Annotated in this window: 14 protein-coding genes; 3 read left to right on the top strand and 11 right to left on the bottom strand. The window is 39.1% G+C overall.

Translation table 11 applies throughout. The features are described 5' to 3' along the window. Positions 1-151: 151 nt before the first annotated feature. From O0931_RS04375 to O0931_RS04355, 5 genes are all read right to left on the bottom strand, one after another. The gene (locus O0931_RS04375) at positions 152-2,455 is read right to left on the bottom strand and encodes a Gldg family protein (protein WP_269414329.1); all 2,304 of its coding nucleotides are present in this window, start codon (positions 2,453-2,455) and stop codon (positions 152-154) included. Then, complete coding sequence (locus O0931_RS04370; RefSeq protein WP_269414328.1) at positions 2,456-3,388, bottom strand: ABC transporter ATP-binding protein; 933 nt, start codon at positions 3,386-3,388, stop codon at positions 2,456-2,458. It abuts the gene before it with no gap. Between the two features lie 70 nt (positions 3,389-3,458). After that, complete coding sequence (locus O0931_RS04365) at positions 3,459-4,829, bottom strand: RagB/SusD family nutrient uptake outer membrane protein (protein WP_269414327.1); 1,371 nt, start codon at positions 4,827-4,829, stop codon at positions 3,459-3,461. A 1-nt stretch (position 4,830) separates the two neighbouring features. Continuing rightward, positions 4,831-8,136, bottom strand: coding sequence for a SusC/RagA family TonB-linked outer membrane protein (locus tag O0931_RS04360; protein ID WP_269414326.1), 3,306 nt, complete (start codon positions 8,134-8,136; stop codon positions 4,831-4,833). Positions 8,137-8,405: 269 nt separating this feature from the next. Beyond that, positions 8,406-9,539, bottom strand: a complete 1,134-nt coding sequence (locus O0931_RS04355) for a FecR family protein (protein ID WP_269414325.1) — start codon at positions 9,537-9,539, stop codon at positions 8,406-8,408. Between the two features lie 380 nt (positions 9,540-9,919). Here O0931_RS04355 and O0931_RS04350 point away from each other — a divergent pair, with 380 nt between their 5' ends. Then, the gene (locus tag O0931_RS04350) at positions 9,920-10,972 is read left to right on the top strand and encodes a hypothetical protein (protein ID WP_269414324.1); all 1,053 of its coding nucleotides are present in this window, start codon (positions 9,920-9,922) and stop codon (positions 10,970-10,972) included. A 401-nt stretch (positions 10,973-11,373) separates the two neighbouring features. Here O0931_RS04350 and O0931_RS04345 read toward each other — a convergent pair whose 3' ends face one another. The 3 genes from O0931_RS04345 to O0931_RS04335 all read right to left on the bottom strand — a co-directional run bounded on the left by O0931_RS04345 (position 11,374) and on the right by O0931_RS04335 (position 17,757). Next, positions 11,374-11,952: an RNA polymerase sigma-70 factor gene (locus O0931_RS04345; protein ID WP_269414323.1), complete on the bottom strand. Its 579-nt coding sequence runs from the start codon at positions 11,950-11,952 to the stop codon at positions 11,374-11,376. A gap of 677 nt (positions 11,953-12,629) precedes the next feature. After that, on the bottom strand, positions 12,630-15,803 hold the full coding sequence (locus O0931_RS04340; protein ID WP_269414322.1) for a tail fiber domain-containing protein: 3,174 nt from the start codon (positions 15,801-15,803) through the stop codon (positions 12,630-12,632). Between the two features lie 895 nt (positions 15,804-16,698). Next, positions 16,699-17,757, bottom strand: a complete 1,059-nt coding sequence (locus O0931_RS04335) for a hypothetical protein (RefSeq protein WP_269414321.1) — start codon at positions 17,755-17,757, stop codon at positions 16,699-16,701. Between the two features lie 667 nt (positions 17,758-18,424). On the opposite strand from O0931_RS04335, the gene O0931_RS04330 reads away from it, so the two are divergent. Both O0931_RS04330 and O0931_RS04325 read left to right on the top strand, forming a co-directional pair. Continuing rightward, on the top strand, positions 18,425-19,240 hold the full coding sequence (locus tag O0931_RS04330) for a LytR/AlgR family response regulator transcription factor (RefSeq protein WP_269414320.1): 816 nt from the start codon (positions 18,425-18,427) through the stop codon (positions 19,238-19,240). A 123-nt stretch (positions 19,241-19,363) separates the two neighbouring features. Beyond that, complete coding sequence (locus O0931_RS04325) at positions 19,364-21,364, top strand: T9SS type B sorting domain-containing protein (protein ID WP_269414560.1); 2,001 nt, start codon at positions 19,364-19,366, stop codon at positions 21,362-21,364. Position 21,365: 1 nt separating this feature from the next. On the opposite strand, the gene O0931_RS04320 is transcribed toward O0931_RS04325, so the two are convergent. The 3 genes from O0931_RS04320 to O0931_RS04310 form a co-directional block, all read right to left on the bottom strand. Then, positions 21,366-22,376 (bottom strand): PorP/SprF family type IX secretion system membrane protein, encoded by a 1,011-nt coding sequence (locus tag O0931_RS04320; RefSeq protein ID WP_269414319.1) that lies wholly within the window; start codon positions 22,374-22,376, stop codon positions 21,366-21,368. A 66-nt stretch (positions 22,377-22,442) separates the two neighbouring features. Beyond that, the gene (locus O0931_RS04315; RefSeq protein ID WP_269414318.1) at positions 22,443-23,078 is read right to left on the bottom strand and encodes a hypothetical protein; all 636 of its coding nucleotides are present in this window, start codon (positions 23,076-23,078) and stop codon (positions 22,443-22,445) included. A 1-nt stretch (position 23,079) separates the two neighbouring features. Further along, positions 23,080-24,729: a hypothetical protein gene (locus tag O0931_RS04310; protein WP_269414317.1), complete on the bottom strand. Its 1,650-nt coding sequence runs from the start codon at positions 24,727-24,729 to the stop codon at positions 23,080-23,082. Positions 24,730-24,733: the final 4 nt, after the last annotated feature.

The raw sequence follows: 24,733 nt of genomic DNA, 5'->3' as shown, positions 1-24,733 counted from the left end.
ACTATAGATTTAACATGAGCAGTAGACTGAAGGTTTTGTTTATTGTGAAATAAAATTATTGACTGGTTTCAAAATCTTAACAACAGGATTAATTAAATAAAAAAGCGGCGGAGCATCCACTCCTACCGCCATCATTAACTAAACCTAAATTTTATTTTCTTTTACGCCTGATTAGAAGACCTGCACCGCACAGTATAATCAATCCTGGCAAAACGCCTAAGTAAATAATCTTTAATGTCATAAGCCCGGAATCTGTTAAATTCAGACGGTCATCTTCAGAACGTGGTCTGCTGGTGTCTATAGGAAACTGGCCGTAGGTAAACCAGCCCATAAGCGGCATGTAAAAATTTCGATTAGCCGAATACCAGCCCATTGTTTCTGTAGAATTTAAAAAATCTGCATCGCCGGCAATGACAATACGTTGTTCTTTGCCGTTAATTTGACGTGTTAATGCAAGTGCTGTCGGTACAGAAATTTTTCTATCTCCTTTTTCAGCAGAAAAAACAACTTCAATGGAGTCTGGAATGAATTTATCCGCTCTCAGCCACGATGTTTTCGGGTCCGTAACAAATAATGGTTCAATTTTGTAGTCACCATTTTGCCGGTAGGTTAAACCTGTAACCCCCGGCATGTTCAGTTTTATCTGGCTATTAAAGTTACCTTTAAGATCTAGTGAAAATCCTGCCGTTTTTTCAGTTAACTCTGCTTTAACAACATCAGGACTAAAATCCTTGCTTTTTTGTACAATGATACCGTTCATTAAGCTAACACCCAAAGGGTTTATAACCGGGTTTATAACCGCCTGTTTACCAGGTTCTGTAGTGACCAGCAAATTGCCCCCTTTATCGATATACTGATTGATTTTAGCTAATACAGCAGGTTTAAAAGCAACCTTGGGATCTGCAATTACAAGCGCCGAAATACCTGCCGGGATATCCTGGGTATTCAGGTCTATGCTGTCTGTATCAAATCCCTGGTTTACCATTGCATTTCGGTTGGTAATCTGGCTAACAATTAGGCCATAATCCCGGTCGCTGAGTTTAATTATGCTTCTTTCAAACTCACTTTGTGCAAACAGTACCTTCGGTAATTTTACGGTAAGGCGTTTTAATGCGGCACTTACTTCAGTTTCCGATGGGAACTGTGCCTGATCGTCGAACAAACGCAGAAAAGTTTTACGCCCTTTATAGCTCAACTGCATAACATAACGGTTACGCTCCGGTTGCAGATTGATTATTTTTTTTATTTCTTTCGGCGATTTAACATCTTTCAGGTCGAGGTTAAACGGTTTGGCATTTTGTTCCGCAATTTGCTTTAAAGTTTTATCCGGATAATATTTATGTAACATGTGGTCGGCACTGGGCTCATCATAGTAATAAACATATTTGAATGTAATATTAGGTTTAAACCTTAAATAGGGTTCCCAACGCTCTTTTTCATAGTTACGATACCTCGGTACACCTTGCCCAAACCGCTGATCGAGCAGGTTGATGTATGAAATTATCTCGAGTGGCGCATTACCAATATCTTTTAAAACTTTTTGTGTAGTAGGTGTAAGTGTTTGCGAACGGTTTACAGTAGGATCATAATACCCAATTAAACTTGGTAAAGAAGTTATATAACCCGCCGTAAAGCTTATTAATATAACCAAAACGTAACGCCCGGCAATTTTTAAACTAGCTGATTTGGTTTCTCTGGCCGCATGCAGTTTGACGATACTGAAAGCCAGGAACAGGAAAATTATAATGATAAAGTAAGCAATGTCTTTAGTATTTATTAAGCCGTAAATAATTTTTTCAGCACGGCCATTCATCGAAAGGCAGTAACTCAGGGTCCTGAAGGCCTCCGTATCCTGCCATACGTTGCCTATGTTTGCTAAAACAGCAAAAACAACAAGGGTACTTATGGCGGCAACTATCTGGTAAGCGGTAAGGCACGACATGAACAAACCTATCGCTGCATAAGCACATAGCAACAGGTAAACGGTTAGCAGGCCGGCCAATAGCAGGCCTGTATCTGCCTGTTTAATATTAAATGTTGCTGAAATAACAAATATCACCAATATTGCTATAAGTAATAAATTATAAATCATTAAGGATGTAAACTTACCCAATACAATCTGCCTTATTTTAACCGGTGATGAATACAATAGTTTGATGGTGCCGCTGCTTATTTCCCGGCTGATGAGGCCCATCGTTAATAAAGGCAGGTACAGGTAAATCTTTTTGAGCACATCACCGTACAGGCCCGTTCGGATGCCGAAAATAGCCGACGTTAAATTGTGCAGATTATTTAGCATACCACCGCCGATATTTTGGTAATCGAGGTATGTTTCGAGCTGCGATGTGTAAAGTAAAGCACACTGGAATATAAAAACAACAGATAAGAACCATGCAATTGGTGAATAGAAAAGGAGACTAAGTTCCAGTTTGGCGATTTTTAATGTCGTTTTCATTTAATTTTGATTGGATTTATTTGATAATTGAGCAAAAATTTCATCAACGGATGTTTTATCCAGGCTGATTTCCGTAAGACGCCAGCCATTGATTACGCTGGTTTGTACAATATGCTCTGTAATACGTGGGCTATCCTTAAAAAATACCCGCAACTGGTTATCAGTTAGAAAATTAACATCTGTTATACCGGCTATTTTCATGATTTCATTTTTTTGTGGTGGGTTGGCCAGCGTTACTATTGCACTATGCGGTTCGACATAATTATTAAAAGCTTCTATAGAATCGGCAAAAACGATTTTCCCGCCTTCAATCATGACGATATCCTTGCAAAGCAACTGTACTTCAGACAGGATATGAGATGAAAATATAACTGCTCTGTCCAATGCTATTTCCTTTATCAATGCCCTTACTTCTATAATTTGATTGGGATCAAGGCCGTTCGTAGGTTCGTCCAATACCACTAACTGCGGCCGGTGGATAATGGCCTGCGCAATACCTACGCGCTGGCGGTAACCGCCAGACAAGTTGCTGATAAGCCTGTTGCTGAAATGACTGATGCCACATCGCTCTTTTACTTCCTTAAGTGCTACAGGGATGATTTTCTTATCCATAAGTCTGAGCCAGGCGCAATGGATTAAATACTCATCAACCGTAAGATCCATATATAAAGGAGCGCTTTGAGGCAGGAAACCAATTTTTGTTTTAGCTTCCTCCGGGTTTGTACGCATATCCACACCGTCTACTAAAACCTGGCCTTCGGTTTGGTTTAATACCCCGCACATAATGTTCATGGTGGTTGATTTTCCGGCTCCGTTAGAGCCAAGTAAGCCCAGTATACCGGTTTGACGAATTTCGAGGTTAATGTTGCGAATTGCCCAGTCGCGGCTATAACGATGCGACAGGTTTTCGATTTTTAAAATAGGATTGTTCATAAGAAAATTTAAGCATAACCTGGTTAGAGCGGTGTTTTTAACACCGCTCTAACCAGGTTATATTGTTGAATTAATATCCGGGGTTTTGAACCAGGCTTTTGTTCACAGTAATCTCCGATTGAGGTATCGGAAAAAGTGCAGCTGTTGGTTTCCACGTTGGTTTCTTTGCAGATAATACTGCATTAACTGTACCTGTACGTTTTAAATCCAGCCAGCGATGCCCCCATTCGGCAAAAAATTCATGCCTGTTTTCATTGGCAATTGCGCTTAGTAATGTCGCTTTATCCGAAGTGTTAAAGTTGGCTAAGCCGGCACGGCTGCGAATTACATTTATATCGCTCAGGGCATTGGTTAGATTACCTTGTTGTGCCCGCGCTTCTGCTCTTATCAGGTATTGCTCACTTAAACGCAACATAATGTAATTTTCATTTACCGTTGCAGGCAGGTATTGCCCAACATCTTTATACTTTAACGGATAGTTATAAGTTACACCCGAAACAGTTGCTGTACCAATCCAGGCCGTTTTTCTATTGTCGCCGGTTTCAAAGCTATTTAACAAATCACTTGTAAAATAATAACCACCACCAGTTGTGGCCTGTCTTAAAAAGATATAACCTTCCTGCGTAGCAGAATAATTACTAAGTGGCAGTAATTGCCAAATTGTTTCTGCACTTCCTTTTAAAAATGTGCTGTTCAATGCTGGTAAAGGTCCGTAAGTACCCGGCGCAATCACGGCTGATGCCTGAATTTCGGCATTTGCATAATCATTAACATATAAATAAGCTCTGGCCAGCAAAGCAGTTGCGGCGAACTTATTTGGTCTTACTTTACCACTTGTCGGATACGTATTGCTAAGTTGAGATTGCGCATCTAATAAATCTGCTATAATCGCTTTATAAACATCAGCAGAACTACTTTGGGTAATTACTGCATTTTGTTTATAATCCAGCCCGGTAACTAATGGTATATTACCAAAAAGATTTACCAGGTAAAAATTGGTGTAAGCCCGGCAAAATTTGGCCTCGCCAAGTAATTGCGCTTTCACAGCCGGCGTAAGCGTACTTGAAGCTTGTAGTCCGGCTATGCAAGTGTTAATTTGCGCAAGGTTTTTGTATGCGCCGGTCCACATCGAATTTATAATCGAACTGGTTGGTAGTATTTGATTTTTTTCAAACTGAAGTCCTTCTGCATCTTGCGCAGATGCAAACTCATCGGCAGCTACGCCTGAATAAATCGTAATTCCACTATATATAAAATTATTATCGTTTACCATATTGGCATAAATGCCCAGAACAGCAGATGTTGCTGATTTGTCTTGTAGAAAAGCCTCTGATGTTAAAATTTCCGTTTTAGGCGGATCAACATCAACAAATTCCTTACAACCCATTATGGCGTTGATTCCGGCCACGAGTATACTTATAATGATTAATTTCTGTTTCATGTTAAAGTGTGATTTGAATGCCTGCTGTGATTATTTTTCTTGGAGGAAGTGAAAATGAACCAGGTGATGCCGGATCAGTACCTCTGTAGCCGGTAATGGTTAATAAATTTTCGCCTTGTACATAAACTTTTAAATTTTTCAGCTTCGCTTTTTGCAGTAGAGAGGAGGGTAAATTGTAGGCAAGCGACAGGTTTTGTAACCTAATGTAAGAAGCATCTACAAACGTTTCATCTGAAGCGTAGTAGGCGAATCTATCATTACGGAATCCGTTTGTGGTCAAATTTTCGAGGGCAGGCTTACCGGTTAACTGTTCGGCTAAAATTAATTGATTTCCAAGTCCGCTCCCTAATGCGCCAGGCAATACATTCGATAACCTCAGTACGCCCATTTGTTTGGTAAATGTGAAAAAGAGACTTAACTGAACACCTTTATAATTGAAATTATTGCTTAATCCCCCAAAATAAGAAGGCGTATTATCTTTATAAATAAAATCAGTAATACCGAATAAATCTACTACACCGTTTCCGTTAACATCGGCAAAAGTATACTGACCATTGGCTGCATCAACCCCTGTATATTGGTAAAGGCCAAGGCTATTAATTGATCTGCCTATAGCGTATCTGCCTGCATAGGTTGAAGATTCCAATCCAGGAAATGACACGAGTTTATTCCTGTTTCTGGAAATGTTAAAATCAGTTCGCCAGCTAAAATTTTTACTTTTTATGTTTTGCGTTTGTAAGGTAAACTCTATTCCTTTGTTTTCAACCACTGCAGGCAAATTTTCTACAATAGAAGTAAACCCGGTTGTAATGGGTAACGGAGAACTTACGAGCTGATTGCCGGAACGATTGCGGTACCAGGAGAACTCTGTATTAATCCTGTCATTTAAAAACCCTAAAGCAATTGCCGCTTCAAGTTTCTTGTTCGTTGTCCAGCTAAATTGATCGTTAGCCAACCTGCTTAATTGAAATGCGGTCGTATTTTGATAAGTATTTTGACCGGTTGTTAAACTCGATAAGTATTGATAATCCCTTAAATTATCTCCACCAACTAAACCGTATGATGCTCTTATTTTCCCGAAAGAAAGAAAGCCCAACTTATTTTTCACAAATTCCTCCTGCGAAAATATCCAGGCAGCACCAACAGAACCAAAGTTTCCGAACTTTTTACCACTGGCAAAGCGGGATGACCCATCGCGCCTGCCGGTTAAATTAAGTAAATACTTTTGATCATAATCGTAGCTAATTCTGGCGAAAACAGATTCAAATTTGGTATTCGTATAAAAGGTAATCGGGTTGCTGAAGGTTGATGCGGAGGCCAAAGAACTCAAAAATGCATTATCCGCATAGCCATTTGCCGTAATACTATTCCCCTCTATTTCCGTATCCTGAAATGTAGAACCTATAAGTGTTGTGACGTTATGCTTCCCTATGTTTTTTTGATACGTTAAATTGGGTTCAATGATCCAGGATTGACTATCGTTATTTCCAAAGATGGAAAAAGCGGTAGAAGTTGAGTTTGGATCAAAAGAGCCATAGGGAGCAGTTTGAAGCTGATCCTGTTTACTGAGGTTGTAGCCAAACGAAGCGTTAAAATCCAAGCCGGGAACAATATTGTATTTTAAAGACAGGTTACTAATCAGGTTTTTAGTTTTTGCTGAATAAACCCTTTTTAATGCTATTGCATCCGAAGGAAAACCAAAAGATGGATAGGCAGCGAAATTTAAGTCACCATTTGCGTTGAGTAAATCCGGTGCATTTGGTGCCAGAAAAATTAACCTGGTTAAGTCACTTGCCGGTAGATTACTGTTTGTTGAAGAGAAGTTTACCGTAACTGCAGTATGCAACTTGTTATTAAATGCTACATTGGTTAATGCAAGCGAGCCGGATGATCGCCTTTCTGTATAATCACCTTTAAAAGGTGGTGAGGCACTGTTAAATCCACCGCTTAGCCTATAGGTTGTTTTCGCATCGCCGCCCGAAAGACTTAATTGTGCATCTGTTGTATGCGCGGTACCCAGTATCTCTTTCTGCCAATCGGTATCCTTGGTTTGGTCCCATGTTTTAAGGTCGTAAGCATTACTAACCGTTGGTGTAATATTATCATTTACAAATGCCCTGTTCCTCATTTCAAGGTATTCGGCTGTGTTCATTAAATCCAGTTTTCTGGTTTGCAAACTCAATCCTGTATATACATTTGCGGTAACGGTTGTTACACCCGCCTTTCCTTTTTTAGTGGTAATTAAGACCACTCCATTTGCGCCACGGGCGCCATATATTGCAGTTGCATCGGCATCCTTTAGTATGGATATACTTTCAATATCTGCCGGATTAATGCCGTACAAAGGACTCTGCCCCTCACTTGGTCCTCTGAGTCCGCCCTTGTTAACGCCAAAATTTAAATTTGTAGAATTTCCCGAAGAAATAATGGGCACGCCATCCAATATAAATAATGGCTCGCTGAGGTTATTAATACCATCGCCAATATTGGCTGCCATTGTATTTTGACCACGAAGTTTAACATTGAAGGCTGCACTTGCAAAACCGCTGGATTGATTAACGGTTAAACCGGGTACCATCCCTTGCAGCGCCTGAAGTACATTTACGACGGGTTGTTTTTCAATGTCTTCGCTGGTTACCACAGCATAGTTACCTGTACTTAGTTTTTTGGTTGTGGTGCCGTAACCGATAACGATTTTTACCTCTTCTAAATCAGTCGATTTTGGTACAAGCCTGATATCGCCCATATCGCTTTTTGTAACCCGAAAAGACACGGTTTGATAACCAACATAGCTAATTGTCAGCTTTATTGCTTTTTTATCTGTTTTAACAGTAGCTGCCAGATTAAAAGTACCATCCGAACCGGCAAAACTTGATGAGGTGGCCCCGTTTGCAACTTCAAATAAAATGGATGCGCCTGCTAATGGCGTTCCGTTCTCATTTAGTACCCTTCCCTTAACTGTTACGGTTGTGTCTTTTATGGCACTAAAGGAAAAGGGATTTTTAAAGACTTTATCTAAGTCTCTGATTACAATAGTTTTTTCCTCGATTGTATATTCAAGAGATTGATTTTCGAAAGATTTTTTAAGGACTTCATCCAGCGTTGCATTTTTAAAATTTGCATCTATTTTTTGGTTGCTTTTAACCTTTGCGCCCGAAAACAGTACGCTATATCCTGTTTGCCTGTAGATTTCTGAAAACACCTGTTTTAAGGTTGTATTCTTTTTTACATAAGTTACTTTTTGAGCAAAACTTGCAGCGCTTACTTGTATTAAAGCAGAAAAGAGCAAAATCGTTGTCAGTTTCATAACCCGAAGGAATTTATACGTATAGCCAGAAGGCGTACAAAAAAATCTTGTAAAATTTTTATACATTTGATAGTCGGTTTTTAAAATAAGTATTGTTTGATTCTCTATTGGAATACGTTTAACGTATTCGATAAAACGGACAAAATTTAATCGGGGGCGCCGCGAACGCTTCCGATTTCTTTATCTGTTTGGTTGGTTTGGTTCAGGTTGGTTTCTTTTACTTCATAAAGTCTGGTTAATAATGAATAAATAGTTTATTGGTTGTTGATTTATTTTGAAACGATAATTTTCCTGCCCTCAATTTTAAAATGAACCTGTTTGGTTAGTTCAAGCATCCTCAGCACTTTCGAAATATTAGTAAAGTGCGTAATAATACCAGTTAAAGGTATCTGTTTTATATGCTCATCAGCATATTCGATATCCACATCATACCAGCGTGAAATTTTACGCATTACGCTTTCCAGGTTCTCGTCACTGAATTGGAACAATCCGTTTTTCCAGGCCACGATATCTTCAACATCTACCGGCATGGCTGTTAATTTATTGCCGGTTAAAACAGATTGCTCGCCCGGCTTAATCAGCAAGTGCGATGAACCTGCGTTTACTTTTACACTACCCTCCAGTAAAGTTGTACGAACTGCCTGTTCATCGGTATACGTATTTACATTGAAATGGGTACCTAAAACTTCAACCGTTTGCCGGTTTGTTTCCACCAGAAAAGGACTTAATTTGTTATGGGTAACTTCAAAATAGGCTTCTCCGTTAAGCTGCACTTTCCGCTGTTTATTTTTTTCAAAAACCGTCGGGTAACGGAGTGATGATGCCGCATTTAACCATACTTTTGAACCATCAGGTAATATAACCATATAGGTTCCGCCTCTTGGTGTTTCAATGGTATTGTAAGCGATGGCTGCATTTGATGTTGCAGGTTGGCTTGCTAAAGCAGAGATTTCATAAACCAGCTGACCATTTGCCAGTTTAGTTACTTTTATACCCGATTGTTTGGCAAGTTCGCCATTTTCAGCGCTGGAAAGGTCGATTTTCTTTCCGTCATTAAGGGTTAAGAATGCATTATTGCCTCCGGGCGCCACATCACGCTGTGCCATTTGTTTGTCGGCACCCGATGGATTATTAAACAGCATCAGGCCGGCTAAAAACACTATCAGTAAGATAGCTGCCGCAGCAACGCCCGGCCAGAATATTTTGCGTACTTTAACCTTAGGGTTGATGTTTAAATGTGTCCCTACCCTATTGAAAGCCTCCATACGCTCCTGTTCGTTCAGGACTTCAGGTTCGGGCAAATTAAACTGAAGATACCAGCTTTCGAGCAAGGCAATTTCTTCATCGCTTGCGCTTCCCGCTTTATATTTATCCAGGATGTGTTTGATGTCTTCTTCGTTCATTATACCGGAGGCTGTTTTCGGCCTTATATTGGTAAGACAAACTTCAGCTTCAAAGGGGGTATTGTAAATTGAAAATAGTTGAAATTAATTGAAAATTAGGATAAACCAACCCCAATGTCATTAACTTAAGCGAACACCCCGGTTTGTGGCGCACAAACCGGAACCGATACACTTTGAGAATTAGTTTTTGCTTTAAGATAGCCGGTTAGGGCAATTCGTCATTCCCTGCCCGACAGGGAATCTTAAAACGATTGGTTTTATTCATTTTAACACCCCGGTTTGTGGCGCACAGACCGGGAACGGGGAAAATAGCACTTAAAAATCAATGGTCAAACAATTTGATTGTCAAAAATGTATATGCTTAATACGATTTGAAAACCATGGAAATTAAAAATTTACTTAAATACTTGTTAACCGTACTTGTGCTGATTACTGTCCTGACCGCATGCCGAAAAAAAGGCGGAGATATCCCTGAACCGCAGCCTACAGCTGATGTTTATGCTGCCGGACGTGATGGCTATATCGCAACGTACTGGAAAAACGGCACTGCAGTAAAACTGGGCGCATCCAATTCGGCTGCAATGGGGATGGCAGTATCGGGTAATGATGTATATGCAGTCGGCTATCAGATGAACGCAAATGGTAAATATGTTGCAAAATACTGGAAAAACGGTTTAGGTGTCGACTTAACGGATGGAACCAATAGCGCTATGGCAAATGATATTTTTATCGCAGGCAATGATGTTTATATCGCCGGTCAGGAAATAAAAAGTGGCGCATCAATATACATCGCAAAATACTGGAAAAATGGTGTTCCTGTTTCGCTGACCGATGGTACAGCAAATTCGATTGCCAGTAAAATTGCGATTCTGAATAATGATATTTATGTTATGGGTGAGCGAACAATCGATTTAACGACACCAATTGTTTGTTATTGGAAGAATGGCCAGGTAGCCGACCTTACCAATCGCAGCACCTACGCTGCCGATCAGGCAATTACCATATCAGGTAATGATATTTATATGGCATGGTCAGTATCTTACAACAATCAGGGTCAGCTTCAAACCAGCTATTCAAAAAATTTAGGTACGCCTGTAACGATTGCCGACGGAACACAAAATGCACGTGGTAATTCCATAGCCGTTTCGGGAAACGACGTCTATGTAGGCGGGCAAGGTTCATCTTCCGATGGCAATTCGGTTGTGGCAAAATACTGGAAAAACGGGATGGCTGTTTCACTAACCGGCGGTCCGCTTACCACATCGGTAGAAAGTATTACCGTTTTAAATAATGATATTTATGCAGCAGGGTACACCTATAACCAACCTTCAAGCCGGGCAATAGCTACTTATTGGAAAAACGATAAAGCAGTAACACTTACCAATGGAACAAATGATGCTTTTGTAGAAAAGATAGTTGTGGTAAAGAAATAACGGTACAAATCGCTGGCTTTAAATGGCACACTCAAATTCGAACACTCCGGTTTGTGGCTTACAGACCGGAATGGATATATCCCTTAGACGTTAGTTTTTTTCTATAAGATGCCCGCCTGCGCGAGCATGACGTATTGGATTATAACGCCCTGGTGTGTGGCGCACAGACCGGAACCGAAGTATCTTAAGCATTAGTTTTCCTGCATTAAGATGTCCACCTGCGCGAGCGTGCCGTATTGTATTATTAAGTTTATAATTTAGGGCGATTCGTCATTCCCTGCCCGACAGGGAATCTTAAAACGGTTGGTTTTATTCTTATTGGGTATTAGAATTTCCGCTTGCGCGGAAAAGACGGTTTGAGTGTAGAATTTCAGTATATTCAAAAACCTGAAGTATAATGCCTACCGGTGCAGCAAAAAGCCGATATACACAACAAGGCCAAACTTAGCACGCATGACTTTAAGTACTGCTGAAATCTGTTTTTTCACCGTTTCTTCACTGGTACCCAGGCGGGCCGCAATTTCCCTGTGCGTTAAATGTTCTTTCCTACTCAATTCAAAAACCTCCCGCATTCTTGGCGGAAGTGCTTCAATTTCCTTTTCAATATGTTCTTTAAGCTGGTTTTCACGAATACGGTGGTCGGTTAAGACGCTTTGTTCTTCTGCAAATTTTTGTATGTAAGACACATAACGATCCTGAACATCTTTCCTGGCGATAAAATTCAGGAAATAATTTCTTACAGCGGTATATAAATAACCGGATAAGTTAACATTGGGCTCCAGCAAAAGACGCTTATCCCACAACTTTGCAAATACCTCCTGCAAGGCATCTTCTGCTTCCTGCTTATTTCTGAATTTGTTCCAGGCATGGTTGTGCAATATAAACTTATAGCGATGATAAATCTCTTCATAAGCCAGCCGGTCGCCAGACTTTAAAAAGCCTGCCAATTCCTGATCGGTATACTGGCTGTAAGAAAACATGATTCAAAAATTTAGGCTTTTGTAAATATCTATTTACAGGATCACAATAATAGTAAAAATAGCTTGAATTAGCTACAGCCGGGCAAGTAAAGGAGTTTAAATTACAGTGGGTTATGGTGATTATAACTCCATACTCTGGCGAATCATATATTCGAAAAACTAATTATTTAACAGAATATCGATTAGGCTTTAAAAACCTAACCCTGTTACAATTTAAGCACAAGCGGGACGCTTGCGCTAGAGCTAGTGAACCCGCTTGCGCTCGTTTCTAACGAGTGCATAATATAAAGACAATTTAAATCGTCAGACCAACTATGAGGCATGATTAAAACCAGTCAACTGACCTATATTTCGCCACTCTGGCGCAAGCGTCTCGCTTGTGACGAATAAATTATCAAAAAGCTGTCTCGTCTTGAACTAGGTTTATACAATTGTAACCAAATTGGAGAGATAATAAAAAACTAATTAATTGAATAACAATTAGGTTTTAAAGCCAGGATAATCTTTTGCACTTAAATATATAAAAAAAATAGAATAAGGTTTTACCAGGTATTTTTACCGCAGATTCAGATGATTTACGCAGATTTAAGTTTCCTATTATCATACTCTCGAAAGCTGGAATTTTGAGGTGAGTAAATAGACTGAAAATTTTATCAATTATCATAAAATATCGTCTATTATTTTTTAACCTTCAAGAATTCTTTTAGCTGTTTTAGTTCTTCTTTAAGATCTTTCAGCTCATTTTTTTGAATTACGAGTTCTTCTTCTAATGTTTTAATTTTTGTTTGCTGCGCTGCAATAAGAACATCATGTTCTTGCCAGCCCTTTAACAAAGGAACCGTAAAATTTGAGTATGCAATTCCCAGCATCTTCTTTTCTCCTCCATTTTCAATCACCAGATTTGGGAAAATTTTCTGCATATCTTGTGCAATAAAACCTATTTGATGCTCCTCATTGTCAACACGGTCATACTCTACCGCCCGTACAGCTCTTAAATTTTCAGAAACGCTTTTTAACTCTTTTATGTTTTTTTTCAACCGAATATCCGAACCCTGACTCAGATAGCCCCTTAACCAGGCATGTCCATTTCTATAAATTCTCAGATTAGTCTGCCAGATACCATCAAAACCAAAATTTACCATATCGCCGTTGCTTCCTAATTGCCATGACGATGAGTAAGTTGGACTTCCACCCGCCTCCGAAGAGAAACTAATCCCAGAACCCTGATCTACATTATCTGAAGCGCCTTTATAGAAATAAAGGTTATGTGGCGTATCGCTACCTCTAAGGGTTACAGTTGAAAGCGTTATGTCCTGTGCTCTTGCATAACCATAATCATTATCAAACTGACTTATTGGCCCACCAGAAACCGCATAATTTGAAGGTTTGTTTGATATATTGCTCCAGTCAACACTTCCGGCATTATCAGCCCAACCAACACGTACAGGAGCACCATGATTTGACGTTACATTCCAGCGTGCACCATCCCAATTATTAACCAGATAAAAATTATCGGGATGCGAGCTCGACATAAATTTGGTTGATGAATTAGCAGACCCAGACGACGTTGCATAATTTACCGATCCATTAGCCGTAACGTATCCTAAATCATTTACATATTGTGATAAATTTGTTTTTGATTCATATGCATTAGCACCTAATCCTAAGAATGCGCGTACTGTAGCTTGCGAGTAGGTCCTGTGGTAATTATCGCTACCATTTTTACCTATTAAATAACCCAAAGATGGACTGACGTCATCAGTTGTATTGATATAACTATTTTGTATATAACCATTATTGTCTCTTTGCACAACAGTATTAGCTGCAGCCGCGACGCTGCCATTTAAAAAAGCTCCAGAACCTACCTGATCATAACGTAATAGCCTGACAACGGCATTATTTGCGCTGTATCTCATGTATGGGTAATTAATGTCATTACTTGCAAATCCTGCATAAGTTGCGCCATCTGCAAGCAGCCAGCCGCCATAATTACCCAAATCATTTACATATTGAGATAAATTTGTTTTGCTTTCCCAGGCATTACTACCTAATCTATTATCAGTTGTAATACGTTTCCAACCCATATTAACATCATTTGCAATAGTTCTAAGATAAAATTCATTACCACTAAAAAATTGACCTGCAAGCTGCATCTGATAATTAACATTTTGATTTACGTGCCGTGAATTAATTAAATGATACCAATCCGAATTAGGCATACCCGTTGTGCTATTACCATCATAAAAACCAGAAGGTAAAGCAACATTTACATTATTGCTTGTTTTTCCGGTTGTTCTTGTAAGGTTATCGCCTTGTACATATCTGTTTAAATCTTCATTTGAATAAGCTAAAGAATTCAGGCCTAAAAAATTTCTAACCTGCGTTTGGTTACTCCTACCAACAACACCATTGTTACCCATTGTAATAATGTCATTAATATTGCTTACACCATCGTCAGTCCAGTTTACAGATTGGCCTAACCATAAAGTTGTATTTCCTGAAGTACCGGAAATATCATTAATATTTACATTGCCGCTCAATGACTGCCCGTTAACAGTTCTTGAACCTGGAACAGCATCTGTAATACCATAACCTGCTAAAGTCGTTGGCTTACCTGTCAAACTAGCAAAACTCTGTGCTGGAACGCTTGTCAAAAAACCATTAGGATTACCATTCAAAGGATATGCATCAGTAATACCATAACCTGTTAGCGTAGTTGGCTTACCCGTTAAACTGGCAAAACTTTGAACAGGAACACTTGTTAAAAACCCGCTAGGATTACCATTCAAAGGATAATAGAAAGATGAATAATCTCCAGATTGTGCGGCAATAGCACCCGTTCGTCCAAACACAGACGTTGCACCAGTTCCGGAACTTTGAAGCGAAGTCGAAGGCACATATTTAACTTCTCCTGTAGTAGCATCCCTTGTTAATATTTGGGTAGGAATAACATCTAACCGTGGATTAACAGGAAAGTATAATAAACTTCCTTGACTAAACCTTATAAAATCATTACCATTTCCTCGTAAAGCAATATCCCCATCGCCATACCAATTTATACCTGTATCATGGTCCCCAATTGCTATATTCGGATGGTTAGTCCCTCCTATTGGAGCAGATAATAATCCAATACTGCCTGAAGCTGAATAAAAGCCCCCATTTTGAATACTACCGGTAATATCTATATTAGCATTTTGCGGACTAGATGGACTAGCTTGTATATAAGAACCTGTTGGAGATATCAACGAATAGGTATTATCTGCATAACCTTTATTAATTAATGATAGTGGCTGTAAATTATTCATTGGCTTTTGGTACATCAATCCGTTTTCATTAAAATCATCATAGAACTGAAATTGCTTTCCAAATTGATAAAACCCTAAATATTTTTCGTCAGATTGTCTATAAATATACCATTGCATTGAATTAGGGTCTAATGCAAATTGACGATAAAAAATGCCTGTTTCATCATTACCTACAGATGATAAACCAATAGAACTATTTCCTGCTGAAACGGATAATGCTCCATTCGTACGAATATTAGCATTTTGCGGGCTAGAGGGGCTAGCCTGTATATAAGAACCTCCTCCAACCCCACTGAACATTAAACTCCTTGGCATAAATTTAATTTTACCATCGGCCTGCCTAACTAAAATACTATCAGAAAGTTTCCCCAGTCCTATGTTTTTAAAATAAGGGTTTCCATAAAAGGCTATGCCATTCGTGCCGGCGGTTTCCCCAAGCTTAAGGCTATCGGCATTAATTACATGAATTTGTGCCATAGCCATTTTCGACATTACCAGAAGCAAAATGCTTACTATTAATCTCCTTGTCGTTTTTCGGAAGTTCATATCTGTTGTTTGGTATCACTGCCTGGTTTTAGTCAAACAGTAAGCACTAATATGCAGCGTTTTAAAATGACCTGAAAGTGAATATGATGAAACGCATGGAAAACGTTTTGGAAGTACGGTATTGCCTGATGAAAATTAATTTTGGAAAGAGCTCATTATTACAGGCGGGATGCGTACGCCAGATGTATACTGAAGATTAACCAGGCTGCCAACAAATATCTGGTTAATATACACTCTGGCGCTAGGTTCTAGTTTGTGACTAATAATATATTCCAAAAACTAATTATTTAACAGAATATCCATTAAGCTTTTAAAATTCGAATGGTCTCTTTCACTCCATAAATTAAAATATCAATATACTCGCATTAGAAAAGAACCAAAGCACAGAAATATTGTAATGCCGTGAAGTTCCTGACTGCGGGCAGGAAAACATGCTTCAGTGATAAAAAAACTTAGCTTGTAACTGTAAAAAATCTGCGAATCTGTGGCTAATAGTTTAGTGCTAACGTTCCATTTATGACTATTAGCTAATTTTTATTTAGCGATAGAATCGCTTTTCTAACTCATACTCGTTACAAACGAGGACGATGGGGCAGACCGCATAGCCCCGCACCGAACAACAGTCAGCCTGTTTTTTTGTTTGCTAAATCAAGCCCGAAAAGATTTTTTATAACTTCATTTGCGTTGGGTTCAATATATAAAATCAAAATTGATACAAGAATTACATAGAATGCCCAAAGCCATACCGCTAAGTTTTCTTTAATAAAAATTGCAAGCTGAAATGTATTAGTTGCAATAAAATCTGTTGCTTTAAAAAGCGTTTAAAAAGAATATACCTAATATGCCCATTACCAACATCAAACCAGATAGAACCATAATTATTTATTATTATAAATTATTTAATCGTATAAGTAAATGTTATATTACCTCCGCCGCCTGTCATACCGGGCAAAGTTCCTATACTACCGCAATATGCCCTATCCCCCAATTCATCGCTGACAACTCTTTGTGCTGGATAACTTGCGCTACCTTGTACACTCCACGTACCTGAAACGTCGTCGGTTGCTGTTAAATTTGAGGGTATAGGTAATGTTATATAAAATGTGTTAGCCCCTGATGAACCACTATAACTGCCTAAATTTATACTGACCGATACTTGATTTCCTACTCTAATGTAGTGACCAATTGAAATTGAAGCGGACACGCTACCGCTATTGCTCGTTAATATAGGTGTATAGGTTCCGCTCTCTAATGTCGGCCTTCCCGATACACCACTCCAAGGCACAGAACTTGCACTTGCTGCGTTACCAGTAGTATTAGCGCCTACCGTCTTACCCGCTGCAAAATCTTCTGTGAATGCTATGTTTCCGTTAAAATTTCTTAAAGTTACTGTAGCGGAGTTTTCAAGGACAGGCGAAATTATGCGGGTGAAATAAGTTCCATCGGAAAATTTAAAAGATCCGTCTATAGGATCCATTATCAACTGTTTATGTTGTCCATCATATATACCATTATCAGCGGTTACGCCGTACCAGGTTACGGATACATGAGAATTTATATTAGCGCTTCCGTCAACGTCTTGCGCAATAAATCCGTAAGCATATTGACCGCCTTTAGTCGTAATATTTCCCTCTAAGCTAATGTTAGCGTTTTGCGGGCTAGACGGGCTAGCCTGTATGTAAGAACCTCCCCCAACCCCACTAAACATTAAACTCCTTGGCATAAATTTAATTTTACCATCAGCCTGCCTAACTAAAATGCTATCAGAAAGTTTTCCCAGTCCTATGTTTTTAAAATAAGGGTTTCCATAAAAGGCTATGCCATTCGTACCAGCGGTTTCCCCAAGCTTAAGGCTATCGGCATTAATTACATGAATTTGTGCCATAGCCATTTTCGACATTACCAGAAGCAAAATGCTTACTATTAATCTCCTTGTCGTTTTTCGGAAGTTCATATCTGTTGTTTGGTAATACTGCCTGGTTTTAATCAAACAGTAAGCACTAATATGCAGCGTTTTAAAATGACCTGAAAGTGAATATGATGAAACGCATGGAAAACGTTTTGGAAGTACGGTATTGCCTGATGAAAATTAAACAGAAAATTCAGATGTATCGCGTTTTTTTCTTTTTTCGAATAGTAATTGGAGTAATTGTTATTTTTTCAAAGGAATTGTTTATCAATTTGTTATGCAGAGAAAAATTATTTAGCAATCCATTAATTCAGCATAATCTTTGATGAAGGAGACATTATAAATTTCTGACCCTGGAGAAACGAAGTATCGGACTGCATACTCTGAAATGCAGAATCTTTTTAATTAAAAACTTACGCAGCCAATGGGTTAGTCCATTTCGCAAATAACCGATAAACCTGCAGACATTTAGCTTTATCAAAAGGCAAATATGACGAAAGTACCATAAAACGTTTTGGAAGTAAGGTATTGCCTGATGAAAAGATATAGAGAAATAAAAAAAAAAATCTAAATTAACACTGCATTATCAGGTGCATGAAATTCGATTAGGGACCGGAAATAATTAACTAAATTTCTGTATGATTTTTTTTGCCTGAAATGTAAATTAAAACCTATCTTAGATACACCAAACAAAACTCTATTTTAACGCTTTATGATTATCAATTGCATAGCCATTGACGACCAGCCTGACTGCCTGGACGCTATTTCTGACTATATAGGTAACATGCCTGTATTAAATCTTGTTAAACATTACCAGGATCCGCTTGTTGCGCTTTGCGAAATCAGCAAAGGCGAAGTTGTCGATTTGATATTTATGGATATTGAAATGCCTGGTATTTCAGGTATTGATTTATGTGCAGCGCTACGGCACAAGACCCGTAAACTGGTATTTACAACTGCGCATAGCCATTATGCCACACAAGCGTATGAATTGCATGCCGATGGTTTCTTACACAAACCGTTTTCTTTTTCAAAATTCTCCAAACTCATAGAAAAATTATTTCTTGAAGGCGTAAATGTGCAGATTCCCATGAAAGTACAGAAACCGGATAAGTTTTTCTTTGTAAAAAACCGGGAAGATAAGAACAAGTTAACCAAAGTAAAGTTCGATGAAATTATCGCCATTGAGAGTCAGGGTAATTATGTGAAAATATTTACCGAAACCGCTACCGTAATTACCTACATCTTATTTGATGAAGTAAAGAACCTGCTCATTAGACAACCAGGCTTTATACAAATCCACCGAACTTTTGTCATCTCGGTTGACAGCATTAAAACCATTGGCGGGGATATTATTACCCTGGATAATGATATTTTGGTTAAGGTTGGTAAAAGCTATAAAAAGGAACTGAATGATTTTATTGAATTATATACCATTAAAACCGGAAGAACGAGGGACTCAAAAATAATTAAAGAAATTGATAATGAGCCTTATCTTGAAAACTCAAACGCACTTAAACGTGCCTGAATATTTAAGTTATTGCGTAGCTGATATCGTTTGCAAATGTTTAGGATGCAAAAAAATGTTTGTCTTTATAACCGTAAAAAGTATATACCAGGGTTTTACACAAAACTTTTTTTAACGGTTTTGATGCTTTGCAACGGTTTAAAACTTTATGCCTTAGCAGCCGTTCCAACAAATGACGATATGGCGAATGCTATTGAATTAAAAAGTCTTTCGGCCTATTGTTCTGCATCCGGTGCATTTAATAACATGGATGCTACAGCCAGCGGTTATAAAAAAGGCAGTTTCTGGAACAGCGAAGGTAAAGACATCTGGTTTAAGTTTACCGCAATTGCAACCGATATATCTGTAAACATTACCGGAAAATCGGGCACCAATGCCAACACCTTAGTTAATCCGCTGGCTGCTGTTTACCTGCTCGAAAACAAACTTTTAACTGAACTGATTGGCTCGATGACCAGTTCGAATAATTTAACAACCTTATATAAAGGCGGATTGAGTATTGGCCAGGAATATTACATCCGCATCAGTGCCGAAAACGACGCAACAGGTAGTTTCCAGCTTTGTATCAATAATTATAACCCACCAAAAAAACCCGGACAGGATTGTTCTTCAGCATCTATCCTTTGTAATAAGGAAACCTTTACCGAACTGAACATCAGCGGTGCCGGAAGCAACAATAAGGAATCGGCAGGAAGTTGTTTAAGCACCGAATCAAATTCAGCATGGTATACCTGGACCGCTGCAAACGACGGAACACTTACTTTTATCATTACACCTACCGCCATTACCGATGATATTGACTGGGTACTTTACGATTTAGGGGTAAACGGCGATTGTAAGAATATTTTATCGAAAAATGCCATCCGCTGCGCTGCAGGAAGTGGGGTAAACTGTATGCCAATCTATTACCAAACCGGTATGGATAATACTTCTACAGATTTAACTGAGCAATCCGGCTGTGTAACAGGGCAAGATGGTTTTGTTAAATTTGTAGATATGGTAAGCGACCATGTATATGCGCTTTTAGTGGATAATTTTTCTAACGGAAACAACGGTTTTACCATTTCTTTTTCCGGAACGGGCGAATTTAAAGGCCCTTCTTCAAAAATTAGTATGCAGGCGAATGCACCCTGCTCAAAAAATCAAAGTTTCACTTTTAGCTCAACAGGCGCTAACTACAACGCCTTAAAATGGAATTTTGGCACCGATGCCAATACAGCGCCGGCGAGCGGCCAGGGGCCGTACGAGGTAACCTATAACAGTCCCGGTAAAAAAACAGTTGTACTCGAAGCCATCGGAGCCCGGGGTTGCAGCACCATTTCCAGCTATAGTTTTAATGTTTCTTTTCAACCCGATAAACCGGTAATTACAGCCAGTAAAAAAAGCTACTGTATTGGCGATCAGCTGGTATTATCCATCAGCGAGGTCGAAAATGCAATATATAGCTGGATTGGGCCAGACAACTTTAAAGCGGAAACCGCTACGATATCCGTACCCGTAACCAGTTCCAGACAGGCGGGCGATTATAGTGTGAGCATAAAACTTAACGGTTGTGAAAGTGATCAGGCTATAATGACCATCCCCGCTATTATAAACAAACCTATAGCCGGTTTTACAACTGACCCGCTTTTGCCCGGAAAATTTGCTGTCCCCGCCCCCATCAGTTTTATTAACCAATCGCAGGATGCCACAACATATGAATGGGATTTTGGTGACGGAACAATTTCAGCAGAAGCCAACCCTACACATCTGTATACCAATGCAGGGGTGTATACCATAAACCTGCGCGCTTTTTCTGTTAACGGCTGTATGAGTGAGGCAAATGTAAATAACCTGGTTATGCTGCAAAGTTCTGCTTTACTCATTCCAAATTCATTTTCACCAAATGGTGATGGCATAAATGATGAATTCAATATCAACATCACAAACCTTAAAAAATTCCAAATCAATATATTTAACCGATATGGCGACCGCATCTTTTCTTCTAACAACCTGTTTGATTCCTGGAAGGGCGACAGAAATGGACAAAGCGTACCGGTAGGCGCCTACTATTACCTGATAAACGGTATCGATCTTTTTAATAAGGAAATAAAATATAGCGGCTCCATAACACTATTCCGGTAGCTTACCACATATTCCTCGGGCAGATTACTTTATAAACATTATTTAGTAAAAAGCCCAGCACAATTTCATGGCTTCCGGTAGAAACCTGGTTCAGTCCCGACGTGGTAAAATCATAAGCGTAAGTTACGTTAATGAGACTGCTTACATTTACGCCTGCCATAACCGTTACAGCATCTTGATTACGGTAACCCGCACCAATCCACACCTTATCTTTAAGCCCCAGTTTAAGATTAGCATCAACAGATAATGGTACACCCTGAACAGCTTTAACCATTACAGACGGTATAAGGTGCATATCTTCTGATACATAAAGCTTATAACCACCGGTCAAAAAGAAATGCGGCACCTGTTTGCCCTGGTTATAATTACCATCGTCAGAAAAACTTAGTTGCTGAGGCCGCAGTTGCTGAACAGAAATCCCAGAAAAAAACCTGGAACCGTACAGCCATATCCCGGCAGAAACATCAGGCTTAAACTGGCTTTCTATGGCATTACCCAGTGAAGGATCGTTTGGATTTTCTAACAGCAGCCGGTTGGCATCTATGCCTATCCTGGTAAAACCACCTGCTATACCCACAGACATATTAAGTTTATCATTTAAAATTAAATGATAAGCATAACTTAAATTAAAGGCGGTGGTTGTAAGCTGGCCGGCTTTATCATTTACTGCTGAAAAACCGACACCATGATGTGCGGGAGACGCCGTATAATATTGTTGGTAACTTCGGCTCCTGGGATCATTTCCTTTTTCATCAAAGGAAAGTGCGTTAGACCACAAATACTCGCTGCCCAGCGCCCAATGTGCAGATACAAAAGCGGTTTTAGGCGCATCAGCAAGTCCGGCCCATTGTTGCCGGTAGCCCAGTTTTACATCAGTATAGTTTTCAACCCCGCTTAAAGCAGGATTTAGCAGGTAATTATTAAGTACATATTGCGTGTATTGCGGCTTTTGCTGGGCTGCTGTATAAAGGAAAAAACTTAAATAAAAACAAAGCGCTATAAATATTTTCAAATTATCTTTTCAAATCTGTAATTCTAATAATTATTTTAAAGTTAAGTTAAAAAACATGCATTCCTATTAGTTAGCATACTCTTTTAAAATCATCGCATTTATACAAGTCCAGCCATTTCCAGTAGTATCGTATGGAGTGAAAGTAATATTAATAATTCCCGATGTGGGGTTTGAAACACTAAAATTAGTTTTGTAAATTGTATTGGCATTAGATAGCCCTGTTGCTTTTGTTATGCCATTAATGGTTATATTGGTATTATCTTCCGGTCCGTTATAATTCTGATAAGCTGCAAAAATGAGTTCATATCTTTTTGAAGCATCCAATCCCTGTAATCGAAGTTCAATTGTAAGGTTATTTCCATTCATCATATAAGCAAGCACAGCGCCCGGAAATTCTGAATCTCCTGCCGGACTGCCTTCATTCTCCGCTGTCCAGGAGCCGCCCTGGATTTTCAACAGATTAAAACCAGTAGTTGTTCCAGCACTATTTAATAAATTCAAGCCATCAGAACTATTATAAATCCAGGTATTCCAATTTGGAATTGCTCCTCTGGATTCGGTATCCATATTTATGTTAACAGTTTGTATGGGCGCTACAGTTGTGCTACTCTTTCTTTTAGCCAACATGCCATGCACAGCGACAGATTGCGCAGAAGAAACTGAGTATAAAAATAACAGCGTTATAAATAAAAAATTTTTCATCTTACTTTATTGAAATAGAATAAGACAGGTTATTTGTTCCCGTGACTGGAGCAATTGTGTAGAATACATTGACATATTCTGCATCTATTGTTGCATAACTTATTCCCGCAGCAGCAGCATTATTTGCCGTTACCACAACCGATGCCGATGTATTAATACTTGGAAGCCCGTGCGGAATAGAGATTGTTGTAGATGAACCATTTCCACTTCCCTTGGCAGAAAATTGTTTGATTTCTGCTGCAGAAGCAGCTCTATTTGCATTTACTTCAACTTGTTTAATTTCGCCGCTATTATTGTCGCGTACTAAAAGGGAATAATCTGCATTTGCAACAGATGGAATGGTCGGTAATGTCAAATGCCCGTCACCTCTTAAATGCAAAACATCTGTACCGCCTAGACCCATTCTAAACATATCAAAACCATCTTCTGTATCATCCGTTTTAAATTGCCAGTTTGCAATACCTAAAGCTGACGCAAATTCTACATAATTGCCAGACGAACTGCTATTTGAATTAAAAATTGCTCTTCTAATATTAGCAATACCGACATTTAAATTGTCTAATGAGGCATTATTTGCAGTGATTCCATTATCGCCTCTAAGGGCAATTGATCCATTCAAATCAACATTAGCAAGTTGTGGTTCAATAGGATTTGCCTGTATAAATGCATTACCTGATGCTGGGAGTGTACCGCCTAAATCCTGTAATCTTACTACATCAGTTGGTTTAACGGGCGCACCATACACTTCCATCCGCTGCGCATATCGCCTTCCGCCATAGCTGCTCGTACAAGCCACTGAATCTACTCCGGTCTGAGAGCCAATTACACCATTGTAGGCAGAATCATAAGGTATAAAAGTCCCTTGATAAGTTTTTGTATACAGAGAAAATGAACGATCATAATTATCCTGTTCGGATACCGTTCTTCGTATTCTAATCCACCAACCATAAGGGTATATGTATTTTGCTTCCAAATCGATCATGCCATCACGTGTCCCACCATCCTCGCTGGGTATTATCTTAAACCAGCCAGTTGAATTCTCTTCACCCAAACCACCATCTCCCCCGCCTCCATAACCTTCAATTACAACATATTTTCGGTTTATGGCGCCATCATAAGAGGTAAAAAACATTTCAAAACTATTACTGAAATAAGCTTCCGAAAAAAAGAAGCCAAGGACGTGAAATTGATTTAAGCCACCCGTTAAGTAATTCTCTAAAGTAGTTTCCTCAATGTAACCTTGCTGGGTATCTCGTTGGCTATATGGGTTTGTTCCATATAAAACCCTCCGGTTTTTTGAATTGGTCTGACCCTCGAATTGTGCGGTACCTTTTACTGTAATCATCCCTGAAATATCAATAGATGCTTCTTGCGGGGATGATGGATTAACTAAAATATAATTACCGCCACCGCCAGCTGCAAATTCACTTCTTTTAATAAACCTGATTTTTCCAGAACCATTAACAACCAGTACGCTATCGATAAATGTACCTTCAGTCAAATTTTTTAAATATGTTTTTCCATAAAGGGCAACACCTCCAACTCCGGAAACCGTTCCAAGCCGAACACTATCTGCATGTACAACCGTTACCTGTGCAACAGCAGAAAGACCGAATAAAATAAAAAATAAAGTAATCAGGTTTCTCATCATATAT

This window comes from Pedobacter rhodius (genome assembly GCF_027213645.1).
Lineage (GTDB): Bacteria > Bacteroidota > Bacteroidia > Sphingobacteriales > Sphingobacteriaceae > Pedobacter > Pedobacter rhodius.
This window is presented reverse-complemented; position numbering and strand designations above follow the sequence as displayed.